The sequence below is a fragment of the Algimonas ampicilliniresistens genome (assembly GCF_030159955.1).
GTDB lineage: Bacteria > Pseudomonadota > Alphaproteobacteria > Caulobacterales > Maricaulaceae > Litorimonas > Litorimonas ampicilliniresistens.
The window spans coordinates 1286751-1299867 of the sequence record NZ_BSNK01000001.1 but is presented as its reverse complement, the minus strand read 5'-3'; the positions used below and the strand labels follow the sequence as shown (position 1 = coordinate 1299867).

The window sequence follows — 13117 nt, the reverse complement described above, 5'->3', positions numbered from 1 at the left end:
GGTTAGTCGAAGGCAACATTCAAAGAAAGTGCGGCAGTCAACCGCTCGCGGTACTGGGCGCGCGTGATTTCAACCGCGCCGAGCGAGGCGAGATGGTCGGTCATGAATTGAGCATCGAGCACAGTGAACCCGCGTGTCCGTAGTCGGTCAATTAAATGTATAAGCGCGAGTTTCGAAGCGTTGGTGCGGGTCGAAAACATGCTTTCCCCAAAGAACGCGCCGTTCTGACTGACGCCGTAGAGCCCGCCAACCAATGTTTCGCCGTCCCAGACTTCGACCGAATGAGCGTCACTTCGCTCATGCAAAAGGGTATAAAGCCACTCGATCCCGTAGCTGATCCACGTGTCCTCCCGAAGATCCGCGCAGGCTTTGATGACCTGTCGGAAGGCTTGGTTTATGGTGACAGTGAGATTGGTTGTGCGCGCGAATTTGAGCATGGATCGGGATGGCTGGAATGTCTCAATCGGAAAGACCGCGCGGTTTTCCGGCTCCATCAAATAGAAGCTCGCTGCGTCGCGACTGTCTGCCATCGGAAAGATGCCGCGTCGGTAGCACTCAATTAGATCATTCGGGCCAAAACCACTCACGTGCGATCAGTAGATCCCGCTTTGAGCTTAGCTTTTAGTTTGCGAACGTCCTCAGCCCAGAGAAAGCCAAAGCTGACGGCCCCATCGCGCGTGTGCACTGCATGGTGAAGCCGGTGCGCCTGCACCAAGCGCTTCATATAGCGACCGCGCGTTTTGACGAAAAAGGGCCAGCGTTGATGCACCAAACCATCATGCACGAAGGCGTAAAGCAGCCCATAAATTGTTAAGCCGAGCGCAATGAACCAAAGGGTTTCCGACCATAGCGATCCCGCAATGAACAGTCCTGCTGCAATTACGGAGAAGCAGACCGCATAAAGGTCGTTGGTCTCGAACGGGCCTTCGGTCTCTTTATGGTGGCTTTCATGCCAGCCCCAGCCTGCGCCGTGCATGACATATTTATGGATGGCCCAAGCGAAGATTTCCATCCCAACGACGGAGACCAAAGTGATGGCGATCGCGCTCCACACACTCATGAGGATTGTTCCTGTTCCAGAGCCAATTTCAGGGCTTGTTTGTGGGCGAGTTTACGCGCGGGAAGTCGCCACCACGGCTCATTTGGGTAGAGATGGTGTTCATGGTGATAGCCAAAATGGAAACAGGTCAGCAGCGACAGCCATCGCGGATAATCATTCGTCCTGGCCAAATGCTCGTCCGGAAACGCTTCGGCATGACGATGGGTGAGGTAGGTTCCAAAATAGAAGAGCTGCACGGACGATAGGATCGCCGGAACCGCCCACATAACAATCAGATTAATATAGGGCGCGCCGAGCAGTGTGTAGAGCGCGCCAATCGCACCGAGCACGACGATCTGACGCCAAGAGAAATAGCGCAGGAAAAAACTTAGATACCATGGCCAGAAATCACGCGGATTGTCGGCATTGAAATCGGGGTCCTCTGCTGTGCCCGGCGTGTCGTGATGTTGATGATGCGCCGTTCGCATGGCCGACCAAGAGAAGCCTGCATACCAGAAGAGAATGACCCGACCGACCCAAGCGTTCACGCGTGGGCGTCCGGGCGCAAATGATCCATGCATTGTATCGTGAGCGACGATGAACAGGCCCGTATAAAGCCAAAGCTGAAGCCCGATCAGGGCGAGGGTCAGAACCCACGGGCTGCCGACCGTATGAAAGAACAGCGCGTAGAGATGAGCCGCCAGCCAAACGCTCCCGAGCATGGCCGCGAAGAGCGGTCCTCGGTTGGGGGCTGTCTGTGTGTTCGGGTTCGCCATTCTACCAATCAAGCGCGGAGAGAAGTCTCATCTATCTTACCGGAGAGGACAGCGAATTTAAACCTTACACTCCAGCCTAGATTGTCTCATGCGACAGTCTGCCCTCGGATTGACTGCCTACAAATCCCTTAGAAAGGCGAATTGCTGGTCAATCAAAGCGATTAACGTGTCGGTCTCATTCATCCCAGCCCGCGCCAAGGCCATTTTTGCGTTGCCGAGATAGCCTTCCAGTAAGGCTTTGGTCTCGTCCATAGACTGCGTCGCGACCAGCGTTGTTTTACCTTCATCGCGACCAGAGGTTTTCCCACTTTGCGCAGGGCTTTGGAGCACGTCTTTGATATCGTCGAGTAGTTGAAATGCCAGTCCGATCTGGCGCGAGAAGTCTTTCAAGGCGGCCCGTTGCGCAGCTGGGCTTCCCGCTAGAATGGCAGCAGCATCAGCAGCAAAATCAAACAGCGCGCCAGTTTTGAGGTGATTGACCCGTTCGATCTCCGGCTTGCTGGCTTGGCCAGTATTATCAAGGTCCGCCATCTGCCCGGCGATCAATCCAGTCGAGCCGACCGCATAGGATAAGAGGTCACAGAGTTCGGCGCGTTGCTCTGCACTAAGCGCAGGATTGCGAGCGATAACGCCGAATGCGCGGTTGAGCAGTGCCGTGGCCGACAGAATCGCCGTGCTTTCGCCGAACGCCACATGTGTCGTCGGCTGATTTCGTCGCAAATCTGCATCGTCCATACAGGGCAAATCATCGAGAATAAGCGAGGCGGCGTGAACCATTTCGACGGCGCAACCGACTTCCATGGCCGCATCGACCCGCGAGCTATCCAAGCCGCAGCTTCGCGCTAGAAACACAGTCAGTAGAGGCCGAAAGCGCTTTCCTGGTGAGAGCAGGGCATGTCGCTGCGCCGCGTGAAGCTGGCGCGGCCAGGTCTCGGGCGTAGGGATCAGCGTCGCAAGACAGGCATCGACCCGGCTTCGCGCTGCGTCGATATGTGATTGCCCGTGATCACCCGTTTCAATCGCCGTAACTGTCATTGGACACTCATCGCACACAGAAGAACGGGTCGCTAGCTCTCCTGAGCGTTAGACATCCGCTTTTCATTGATCATTTTCAGTAATTCTGCTGCGGCTTGCGCGTCACACAAAGCACGGTGATGGCTGGTCAAATCAATCTCGAATTCCTGGCACAGGTTTTTGAGTGAGTAAGAGCGGTACCCGGGATAGAGCCGCCGCATTGATGCACAGGTGCAGATTTTCGGGTGCCGGAAGCGCTGATCGATCATCTCATATTCGGCCGAGATAAACCCATAGTCGAAATTGACATTATGCGCGGCAAAGATGGCGTCGCCCATAAAGGTACGAAATTGTTCGGCGACCTCAACAAAGAGCGGCGCGCCAGCAACCATATCGTTGGTGATATTGGTGATGCGCGTGATGAACGGCGGGATGGACCGCTGTGGATTGAGCAGGGTCTGAAACTCATCGACGACTTCGCCACCAATCATCTTGACCGCCCCGATTTCTGTAAGGCGGTGCAGGCCCGGTTTCCCGCCAGTCGTTTCTACATCGACTACGACATAGGGTTGGTCTGGATCGACGGCCCAAGCCACTTTGATGATCTTGACGGGGAAACCCGCCATTGAAAGCTGACGCAGCCGGGTCAGTTGATTGCGCCGCAGACTGTCGCCCGCCGTTTTAACCTCAATAAAGCGGACCCGCCCATCATCGATCAGCATCAGATCCGGAAACCCATCCTTCGTGCCCAGCCAGTCCTGCGCCATTAGCCGCAGAAGATGTGCCACTCCGCCGCGCGGTGCATGCACGATCAGTGCTTGAATTCTGTCGAGCGAGCGCGAGCCCCAATGGACCAATGCATTGTCCTCGCCATAATGCAGCGCCAAAGTTTTGAGGAGATCGAGCAGGATGAGCGATGGATTGTCGAGCTTAGCGAGCCTCGCCTCGATCTCTGGACTATATTCGGTGTAGAAGGCTCCAGCGCGCAATTTGGGCGGAACGCGGCGAGGGGAGGTTGTCCCGTCATGTAGCAGATCCCAAAACAGCAGGCCAAACAGGTTGCGCCACGGCACGTTCTCAGCCCGATGGGCCTCAATGCCTTTGGCCTTATAATAACGCAGCACGGCTCGCTCTGGCTGGTTTCGGAAGGCTTCATCAAGGGTAAGTGTCGTCGCAGATCGTAGCAAATCCGTCGCGGCAGACGTGCGCTTTTTATGAAATTTCCGCGCGTAGAAATCTTCGGCAAAGCCCGCCTCTGAGTCAGAGCTGGGGTTTTCGATCATCGTTTCTAGGCGCTGTTTGCACCAATCGCGATCATCTGCTTCATCCCGAGACCAGCGAATACGAACCACACGTTCATTGCAGAAGGGCGTGTCCGAGCGAGTGTAAAGTTCCAATGCGGACTGGGCATCGCCGCGACGTTCAGACCACCCACCAAGTTTTTGTATGAGTTTGCTCTGATGGGCGGAGCTTCGCTCACAGAGCGGTTCTGGCCATGTGTCAGTGGCTTTGACTAATCGGTCTGCATCATGATCTGTCCCATGACGGAAATCATGTAGCGCCTTGGCGTAGAAGAACGCGGTTCGGGCCTCTTCGACGGTTTCGAAACTCAAAGCTTGGGTCTCGGCCTCTGGTAATCGCACCAGTCCAAGATCCCGCAAGGTGAAGGCTTGCAGATTGTCCTCGATTCGTCCGAAATATAGGAACAGCATATATTGCAGCGCATCGCGCCGCCCTTGAGCAATATATCGCTCTGGGATGTAAGCCTCTGCCGGGTCGAGATGGGCGTTCGCCAGATTAATGAGCCGGTCTTTTTTCCACGATTTCTTAAACAGGGTCTCGCACATTGAATCTGTCATCAACAGCACGAGGTCTGGTTTCGGCAGGCTGCTAAGCCAGTCTCTGAACAGAGGTGTGCCGATCGGGTCCGCGAATCTGGCCTGTGACAAAGTTGACCATTGTGCGGGAAGGTCGTCGATCTCGTCATAGCGGAATTTGTCCGTGTCGAAGACATATCCACGACGATTGGCCATTCGAACATAGGCGCATTGCGCCGCATGGGGCAGGGCCTCAAATTGAGTTAGAAAGTCTAGTGCATCGCGGCCCAAAAGATCGAAGTTTAAGGCGTGAACATCGGCTATGAAGCGCTTGAAATTGTTTAAGTAATAGAATTGTGGAAGTTCGCGCGCTTGCCACGCCTTTCCGGATTTTGCGCGTCGAAAGCGGCGTTGTTCAGTGCGGATATAGTCCGTTGCACGGGCCATACTCACAGTCTTATCCCCTGACCTATTCGCAAACTTGTCCCCAGATCTGTCCACACCCAGCTAACCGTGAAGGTTCTCGGTTGTCGGGGCGTTTGTTCAGCATCTGTTCGCAGGACAGAGTCGCGAGGTCAAGGGCAGGTCCGCAGGGCTCCGCTATAAGACCGCTGCGAGTCCACGGGGCATATCACCGAGCTAGTCGAGGCTAATCGGCGTCTCAAAACCAGGCGGCTTGAGGGCTAAGACGGAGCAATCAATGTGGTTCAGGATAGTTTCGGCCGTGTTGCCAAGCAGGAAACCCGACGTACCAGCGCGACCGACAGTCCCCATAACAATCAAGTCTGTTTTGAGGGTTTCCGCGACCTCAGGGATGGTGGACCGAGCGCGTCCATGGACGATATGTGTTTCTACGGTCGATTGATCGAACACGGTCGTGCCAAGACGGTGCTTGGACCGCTTTACCTGCATGTCGACTTTATCTTTTGAGGTCTTGGCGCAACTATTCGCATAATCAGAAAAAGAATTGATGTTCATCGGGATCCAGCCTGCCGTCATCGCACCTTCACCGGGAATTTCGTAAACATTGATGATGTCGAGCTTCCCCTTCGCTTCGCTAGCGATGGTCGCTGAGACCTCAAGGATTTCATCATTGAGCGTCGGCTCAGACTGTTCCGTGTCTGGTGTGTCATAATACTCAAAATCCAAGGTCGCGAGCACGCGTTTGAATGGTCCGGCTTGTGAGCTTTTGAGCAGTAAAACCGGGCAGGGGCATTTGCGTAGGAGTTGCATTTCTTCTGATACAAACAGCCGATTACCTTTGTGATCGCTATCTGCAGCATTCGCAACAACAAGGTCGTGTTTATAGAGTAAAACCCGCTTGATCGCTTCGACATAGGACCGACCATCCATGACTTCATAAGTCACCGATATTCCTTTCGGCACGGAATTTGCGAGCTTTTCAAGCATAGCCAAACGTTCGTGCCGCAAGGCTTCAAAGGCTTCTTTCAGCTCAGTGTAGAACTTGCTGGAGCCGATCGGGTGGATGATGGACTCTATAATGCTGACAAGGCTGATCGAGCCTGTTTCAGTGTTCGTCAGTGCCAGAGCGCGTTTTAGCCCTGGTAAGCCATCACTATCCCCGACGATGTAGAGTGTATTGTCAAAAACGCGCATGATTCATCTCCTAAGTAGCAATAGTTTGGCGGCAAATTTGCTCAATCGTCCGAGCGTTCAGCCATACGGGACAGGCATTGACGGAGCTAAGGAGGGGCTTTTTCGAGCAAGCGCTCACTAGCGGTCTCAACTACGGAAATGTTTACCAGCACCGGCGGCACGATGTGTGACCCGCGTCACGCATGCTGATGGAACGGACACAGCAGACAAAAGCCTAGAAGGTCTCACTTGGCTGGATCTTGATCTGAGAGCTGGTTCTCTAATAGACAGGTTCCAGAGATTGGATTGAGAGGGAGGGACCTATGTTCAGATTGTTCCGGAATCTTTCGATGGCGGTGGCCATGATGATCTCAGCCTGCGCTACGACAGAGGTTTCAACAACGCCGGCTGAGACTGTCCAACCTTTGCCTAAGTTCGAGCTAGCCAATGACCCTTGGGTCGCCTTGCACCACTATGCCTATCACCAAGCGCGTGCCCTTTCGGATATGAAAGTGAAGGGGCGCGTGCCGATGCTCGACGCAGATATTGCGGCTTTCACACTAGACGTTGCGAAAGCCTTTGAACCCGTCAGCGCTGCATATGAGCCACATTTAGGATCATCGCTATTGTTCACGGGAAGCTTGCGCTGGATTGCTGTTGCGCTGTCCCATGGCGACCTTGAGGGGGTTCCAGACGAGGCCGTCAAACAAGCGTTGAAAGATTTCATGCCCGTCTATCAGGAGCATTTTTGGCCCCGTCATCAAGCGGATTCAGCACGGTTTATTAGATCTGTGGAAGATGATCTCACAGCTTATGGAGATGCAATGGCGAGCCGTCTTGCGGATCATCTGGACGGTGAGTGGGGGACTGATCCGTTACGGGTCGATATCGTACCCTATGCGAACTGGGCCGGGGCCTACACGGGCACGCGCCCGTTTGGACATATTACGATGAGCGCCAATGATCCTGAGATCAATCAGCATAAGTTTGAAATGCTGTTCCATGAAGCGTCGCATACATCGCCACTGGGCGATCAGCTTGAGGCGGCTGCCGACGCTGCGATTGCCAAAACAGGGCTAGAATTTCCGCGCTACTGGCACGCGCTACTTTGGTATGCGTCCGGAACCGCAGCACGAGAAACGTTAGGGAAGGATTATGAGCCTTATTACGTCACATCGGGGAGGCTGACCAATGAGCCATCAGCGACAGTTTACCAAGCGTTCGAGGCCGTCTGGGGTCAGCATGATACGCTAGACGCCCGCGCTATGGCCGCGGCTGACCTGGCAATGGGGCGGGTGGACTGAGGGACGCGTGCCGGTCCGACTTTAGGAATTTGGGGTATTGGCCATGACAATCGTCCGCTTGGACAGACTCAGAAATCTGCCTTCTTCAGTGCACTAAAACTCCGATACTTCTCAAAAGCTCGGCCGCTTGAGCTTTCGATACGACTGCGCCTTTAAGAACAATCGCGTCAGCTAGGGTAAGCCCACCTAAATCACAGCCCCGTAAATCGGCGCCCCGAAATCTTGCCAATCGCAACCAAGCGCCTCTGAGGCTGCACTCCTTAAAGGTCGTGTCGCTAAAATCGGCTCCCGCTAAATCTGCCTCAGAAAAGTCATTCCGAAGCAACTCGCTATTCCCGAAGGAAATATTTTGGAGCATGGCATTGACCAAAATACACTCTTGAAAGCTAATCCCTAGCGTATGCGATCTCCGGAAATTTGCTCCGGTCAACTTGCAGCCACTGAACGCAGATGACGACAGATGTGCGCCCTCCCAATCGGTCATAGCCAAATTGCAGTTCCGAAATTTTGCGTCGTCCGAATGAGCGTATTTGAGTTTTGAGCCATAAGCCTTGCAACCTATCAACTCGGCCCCTTCCAAATAGGCACCCGACAAATCTGATCCACTGAAATCACAATCCTTGAAGATGATATCACTCAAATTTAACTTCTTAAGGTCCTGCTTTAACAGGCTTATACCCACGATTTTTTGAGGGGACTTCTCCAGCAACACCTCTAAGCCTTGGCGATCGTAACTATCGGAGGGTGTGGTCAAAACGGGATCGCTTTCTCAACTTTACTCAGCCGTAACTCAATCGTGGCGTTAGTCCCTTGTGACGGATGGCGCTACTCAACCCCCTCAGAAGACCCGGTATGAACGTTCGTGCAAAGCCGAATTGGAATATGCACGGTGAGGGGAGAAGGACAGATTTTAGACGTCACACGAATGCGATGCATCGCAAACCTTAAATGAATGGGCTTTCGCTTAGGTGACCAATGGTTATGCCACAGAGCTGTTACTCATTTCACCAAATTTGCAAGGTCATCGAATGTTTGAAAGTATGTTGAAAATAGCCGGACGCTCGACCGTTTGCCTTGCGGTTCTCGGTATAGCTAGCTGTTCAAGCGCGCAGCCCGCGCTACAAGACGCCAGCACTATGACTATGCCTGCGGCGACCGCTGACTCCGTTCGCAGCCTTCTCGAAGAGACTGTCGCAGAGCACAGTGTTGTCGGTTACTCCCTCGGTATTTTAGAGGATGGCGAGCTTACATTCCAAACATGGGGTGGGTTTGCCAATATTGAACACCAGGTACCGATATCCGAAGATAGTCGCTACCAAATCTATTCGGCATCAAAGTTGTTTTTCAATGTCGCATTGATGCAATTAGTGGAACGCGGCGAGCTTGATCCAGAGGCAATATTAGGGACTTACTTGGACGACCTTCCAGACAGTTGGGCCGCGATCACGGTCCGCCAGGCGTGGTCTCACATGACCGGCACGACAGATATTCTTGTCCTCAATGCCATGGAGCCAAAAGCAGAGAAGGCGCTGCGAAGCGTGATTGATATCCCCCTTAAGTTTAGTCCGGGGACACAAACGGAATATAATCAAACCAACTTTTTGCTCCTCAAAATGATTTTCGAGTCCATTACTGAAACGGATTACCGCACCTACTTGGAAGACAAGCTGCTTAATCCTGTTGGAATTGCGGACTTACCACTGGGTGATCTCAGCATGGTCGCGCCCAATCTAACGACTAATTATGAGGGTCATCCTCATGAAGTTGGCAAGCTCGGTCGCCGAACAGTCAACTTTCCGCCGTATGTCTACACAAGCGCTGGCGTAAATATTTCACTGGGGGAGTTCGCTACCTGGTGGCAGGGGGTTCTAGAGGGTCAATTTGTCGAGACAGATACGTTGCGGACATTTTGGGAGCCTGTGTTGCGTGCCGATGGTTCGGAATCTCATCGATCTAATGGCTGGGAACGACAGCATAAGGACGGGATCCTGCGAATTGGCCACGGCGGCGGGGCGCGCATCCACCTGTTTCACTATATTCCTGACGCAGACCCGGAACGATCTGTCACTGTAATCTTTCTCAACAATGGAGGTCCGACCTATTTCAACCATAGAGGGCTAGGGGACGCAGTGGCTAATATCGTACTCGGTGCTGAGTAAATTCGGAAAACTTTGGGACTGAATAGGATCAGGATAAGCGCCGAGGGGTGGCGAAGGGTGTCGTGTTTAAACTCAGCCACGTAACATGATAAAAGGCGCATAATGCATATTATGAGAAGTAATTAGAAGACTAAGCCTAAACCTTGACGGTCATTCCATCAAAGGCTGGGGTTACAATTGATGGAAGTTCACCTGCTAAAACATTGTAATCCATATCAATATGCAAGTTTGTGAGAATGGCCTGCTCGGTTTGAGTCCGAGCCAGCCAAGACAATGTCTTGTCGACATGCGCGTGTGTGGGATGATCATTGTAGCGCAGCGCGTCGCAAATCCACATCTTTAACCCCGACAAACGATTAAGGCCTTCATCTGAAATGTCCCACACATCGGGACTGTAGGCGAGCCGCCCGTCGATAACGAAAGCCAGCACTGGTGTCGGCCCGTGGGACGCGAGAATGACGTCGATTTGAATTGCTCCGCCGGGCCCATTGATCTCAAAAGTTTGACCGTCTTCGAGCAAGGGTTGAAGCGACAGGATAGCTGGATGAACGCGACCCTCGGGCATTTCGAAACAATAATCGAACCGCTCAGCAACATGCGCCTTCGTATGTGCGTCCATATAGGTCGGTATTTGCGTGCGCATACGGTACGCAATAGCGCGCAGATCATCGATACCGTGGGTCTGGTCCGCATGGTCATGCGTGTAGAGCACAGCGTCGAGCCGTTTGACTTCGGTCCTCAGTAATTGCTCCCGCAGGTCAGGCGACGTGTCTATTAAGACCGTTGTCGTCCCCTCATCTCCTGTCTTTTCGACTAGAAGCGAGCAACGTGAACGCCGGTTTTTCGGCTCTGATGGGTCACAAAAGCCCCAATCACCGCCGACACGCGGAACGCCCCCTGAGCTCCCACAGCCCAATATCGTCGCAACCAAACTCATGGCGTCATCTTTTTGAACAGGTTGAACACGGCCGCATTAGTGCGTTGTGCCGTCTCTTCAGCCGTCCAGCCTTTAACAGACGCCAGTCCCTCGGCGACATGAGGCAAATATGATGGCTCATTCCGGCGCCCTCGATAAGGAACGGGCGCCAGATAAGGGCAATCAGTTTCCAGCATGATGCGGTCATCTGGCATGGCTTTAATACGGTCGCGGACGTCATGGGCAGTTTTAAATGTCACGATTCCGGAGACTGAAAAATAGAGCCCTGCCTCCGCCGCCCACTCAGCCAAATCTTGGCCAGATGTGTAGCAATGTAGCAAGGCAGGATAATCACGCCCCGCCCCGCTCTCTTTGAGTGTCTGCAACATCAAATCATCCGCCTCCCGCGTATGAATGACGAGCGGGAGCTGGCTCTGACGTGACGCCTCAATATGGGCCGCAAAATTCTTCACCTGATCGTCTTGCGACGAGTAACCATAGTGAAAGTCATAGCCTGTCTCGCCAATCCCAACGACTTTGGGATGGGCCGCCATTTCGATCAGCTGATCGGCCGTAATGTCCGGGTTATCCTTGGCATCATGCGGGTGTGTCCCGACTGTTGCCCAAATATTGTCATGATCTTCAGCGACTTTTACAACGGCTTCGAAGTCATTGATATTGCAACATATGTTCAGCATATGCGTGACACCAACCTCATGCGCGCGGGCAATGACGGCGTCGAGGTCTTCGGCAAATTTCTCGCCATGTAGATTGACGTGACTATCAATAATCATGCGGCTCGAACTCGGCTAAGAAAATCAAACAGCGCGGCTGTTTTGTCGAGATTGATCGCGGTTTCGGCGCGACGCGTATCCTGCGCCCGTTGCGCCATTTCGGCCCAACTTGACGCAGCTTTGCGAGCTTCGATTGGATCAAACGGGCCGGACCAATGTCCGGTTTCGGCATAGATGGCTTGAGCTTGTAGTGTATCGATCAGCGCGTCCCAAAATAGGGCTCTGGACGTCGCTTCTTTGGCCGTGGCTAAGGTCTTGGCCAGGCTCATATCGTCGCCGTCTCCCGCCATAGATTGCATGAGCCGTTTGAGCGGCTGCAGCACGCTTTCGACATGTCCGGCCAAGGCCAACGCCTTTCCGGGCGCGCCGCGGGATAAGGCGATCGCGGCTTGCTGGAATTCAGGGCGGATATCTGTTCGAGATGCAAGCCAGCGGCCCAGCACCTCGCCGTCCACGGCCCTTAAGGGCAAGTGCAGACAGCGTGACCGAATGGTCGGTAGTAGTCGGCCCGGTTGGTCCGAAATAAGGAGGAATAGTGTTCTGTCGGGCGGTTCCTCCAGTAATTTGAGAATACCGTTTTCCGAGTTTCGGTTCAGATCATCCGCTTTGTCGACAATACACGCGCGCCAGTCACCGCTTTCGGCGGCCGTGCTTTGGAAAAACTTGGACAAGGCTCGAACCTCATCGACTGGAATGTCACGCTTCAGCTTTTTACTTTTCGGATCATAGGGACGTCGCAGGACAGACAGATTGCCGTGACCTTGGCTTTCAATCCGCTGAGACACTGGATCATTGGGCGGTATATCCAAACTTTGGTCCAACAGACTCGACCCGCCCAAGCGATGCCGCGCGATCCGGTAAGCGAGCGTCGCCTTGCCAATGCCCGGCGGTCCAGTGATCAGCCATGCATGATGTAATCGTCCCGAAGCTTGAGCCTGCAAGTAGCGCGCTTCGGCGTCCGAATGACCGAGCAGGTCATAGACTTCACGCGGATGGGGAGAGCCCTCAGAGCGATCCGGTTCCGGTATTAGCGGCGCTTCACGCGCCACCGAGTTTCCCGGCGAACTCCGGATATTGTGCCGTCAGCGCATTCAGGATGCGCGCGTGAACAGCGCTGCGTGAGCCGTCAGCATCCACGACTTTGACACGACTGGGCTCTTTCTTGGCAATATCGAGAAAGGCTTCGCGAATTGTGGTGTGAAACTCCTGTCCGGCCTTATCAAAGCGAGTGAGGACTTCATCATCTTGTGCCGCCCGTGTTTCCACACGTTTCAGTGACAAGTAAACGTCCATATCGAAGACCAAAGTGAGGTCGGGGTTGAACCCTTCCATGACAACATCATGGACGGCCCGAACCCGGTCAGCGCCAAGATCCCGCGCATAACCTTGATAGGCAAGGCTTGAATCGGAGAACCGGTCGCTGATGACCCAAGCACCGCGTTCCAGAGCTGGTTTGATGAGTTTTTCGACATGGTCGAGCCGCGCCGCATACATGAGAAGTAGCTCTGTCATGCCAGACCAACGGTCATCCGTGCCTTCAAGGACAAGTTTGCGGATCGATTCCGCGCCGAATGTGCCGCCCGGTTCACGGGTCAGAATGGTTTCAACTCCGACGCGCTCCAGCGCATCGGCGAGCATTTTGGCTTGGGTTGTTTTACCGGAGCCTTCGCCGCCCTCAAATGTAATGAATTGTCCTGCCATC

The 13117-nt window shown here is 53.8% G+C and carries 13 protein-coding genes; 2 read left to right on the top strand and 11 right to left on the bottom strand.

Annotated elements, in window-relative coordinates; genetic code table 11:
* Window positions 1-2: 2 nt before the first annotated feature.
* The 6 genes from aat to QQL54_RS06085 all read right to left on the bottom strand — a co-directional run bounded on the left by aat (window position 3) and on the right by QQL54_RS06085 (window position 6263).
* On the bottom strand, window positions 3-587 hold the full coding sequence (aat, locus tag QQL54_RS06110) for a leucyl/phenylalanyl-tRNA--protein transferase (RefSeq protein WP_284388679.1): 585 nt from the start codon (window positions 585-587) through the stop codon (window positions 3-5).
* Entirely contained in the window at window positions 584-1060 is a 477-nt protein-coding gene (locus QQL54_RS06105) for a sterol desaturase family protein (RefSeq protein WP_284388677.1), read from the bottom strand. The genes aat and QQL54_RS06105 overlap by 4 nt, the downstream gene beginning before the upstream one ends.
* Window positions 1057-1815, bottom strand: a complete 759-nt coding sequence (locus QQL54_RS06100) for a fatty acid desaturase (protein WP_284388674.1) — start codon at window positions 1813-1815, stop codon at window positions 1057-1059. The genes QQL54_RS06105 and QQL54_RS06100 overlap by 4 nt, the downstream gene beginning before the upstream one ends.
* 117 nt (window positions 1816-1932) lie before the next feature.
* Window positions 1933-2850 (bottom strand): polyprenyl synthetase family protein, encoded by a 918-nt coding sequence (locus QQL54_RS06095; protein WP_284388672.1) that lies wholly within the window; start codon window positions 2848-2850, stop codon window positions 1933-1935.
* Window positions 2851-2882: 32 nt separating this feature from the next.
* Complete coding sequence (locus QQL54_RS06090; protein ID WP_284388670.1) at window positions 2883-5093, bottom strand: exonuclease domain-containing protein; 2211 nt, start codon at window positions 5091-5093, stop codon at window positions 2883-2885.
* Window positions 5094-5285: 192 nt separating this feature from the next.
* Entirely contained in the window at window positions 5286-6263 is a 978-nt protein-coding gene (locus QQL54_RS06085; protein ID WP_284388668.1) for a universal stress protein, read from the bottom strand.
* Window positions 6264-6565: 302 nt separating this feature from the next.
* Here QQL54_RS06085 and QQL54_RS06080 point away from each other — a divergent pair, with 302 nt between their 5' ends.
* Window positions 6566-7546, top strand: a complete 981-nt coding sequence (locus tag QQL54_RS06080; RefSeq protein ID WP_284388666.1) for a hypothetical protein — start codon at window positions 6566-6568, stop codon at window positions 7544-7546.
* An 85-nt stretch (window positions 7547-7631) separates the two neighbouring features.
* Here the strand turns inward: QQL54_RS06080 and QQL54_RS06075 are convergent, their stop codons facing one another.
* On the bottom strand, window positions 7632-8300 hold the full coding sequence (locus tag QQL54_RS06075) for a pentapeptide repeat-containing protein (protein ID WP_284388664.1): 669 nt from the start codon (window positions 8298-8300) through the stop codon (window positions 7632-7634).
* Between the two features lie 388 nt (window positions 8301-8688).
* Between QQL54_RS06075 and QQL54_RS06070 the strand changes: the two genes are divergently transcribed.
* A complete protein-coding gene (locus tag QQL54_RS06070) occupies window positions 8689-9705 on the top strand; it encodes a serine hydrolase domain-containing protein (protein WP_284388662.1) in 1017 nt (338 codons plus the stop codon).
* Window positions 9706-9841: 136 nt separating this feature from the next.
* Here QQL54_RS06070 and QQL54_RS06065 read toward each other — a convergent pair whose 3' ends face one another.
* From QQL54_RS06065 to tmk, 4 genes are read right to left on the bottom strand one after another with little or no spacing between them, the layout of a single operon-like run.
* Window positions 9842-10642: an MBL fold metallo-hydrolase gene (locus tag QQL54_RS06065; protein WP_284388660.1), complete on the bottom strand. Its 801-nt coding sequence runs from the start codon at window positions 10640-10642 to the stop codon at window positions 9842-9844.
* On the bottom strand, window positions 10639-11415 hold the full coding sequence (locus tag QQL54_RS06060) for a TatD family hydrolase (protein ID WP_284388658.1): 777 nt from the start codon (window positions 11413-11415) through the stop codon (window positions 10639-10641). The genes QQL54_RS06065 and QQL54_RS06060 overlap by 4 nt, the downstream gene beginning before the upstream one ends.
* The gene (locus QQL54_RS06055) at window positions 11412-12464 is read right to left on the bottom strand and encodes a DNA polymerase III subunit delta' (protein ID WP_284388656.1); all 1053 of its coding nucleotides are present in this window, start codon (window positions 12462-12464) and stop codon (window positions 11412-11414) included. The genes QQL54_RS06060 and QQL54_RS06055 overlap by 4 nt, the downstream gene beginning before the upstream one ends.
* The gene (tmk, locus tag QQL54_RS06050) at window positions 12454-13116 is read right to left on the bottom strand and encodes a dTMP kinase (protein WP_284388654.1); all 663 of its coding nucleotides are present in this window, start codon (window positions 13114-13116) and stop codon (window positions 12454-12456) included. Before tmk ends, QQL54_RS06055 begins: the two co-directional genes overlap by 11 nt.
* Window position 13117: the final 1 nt, after the last annotated feature.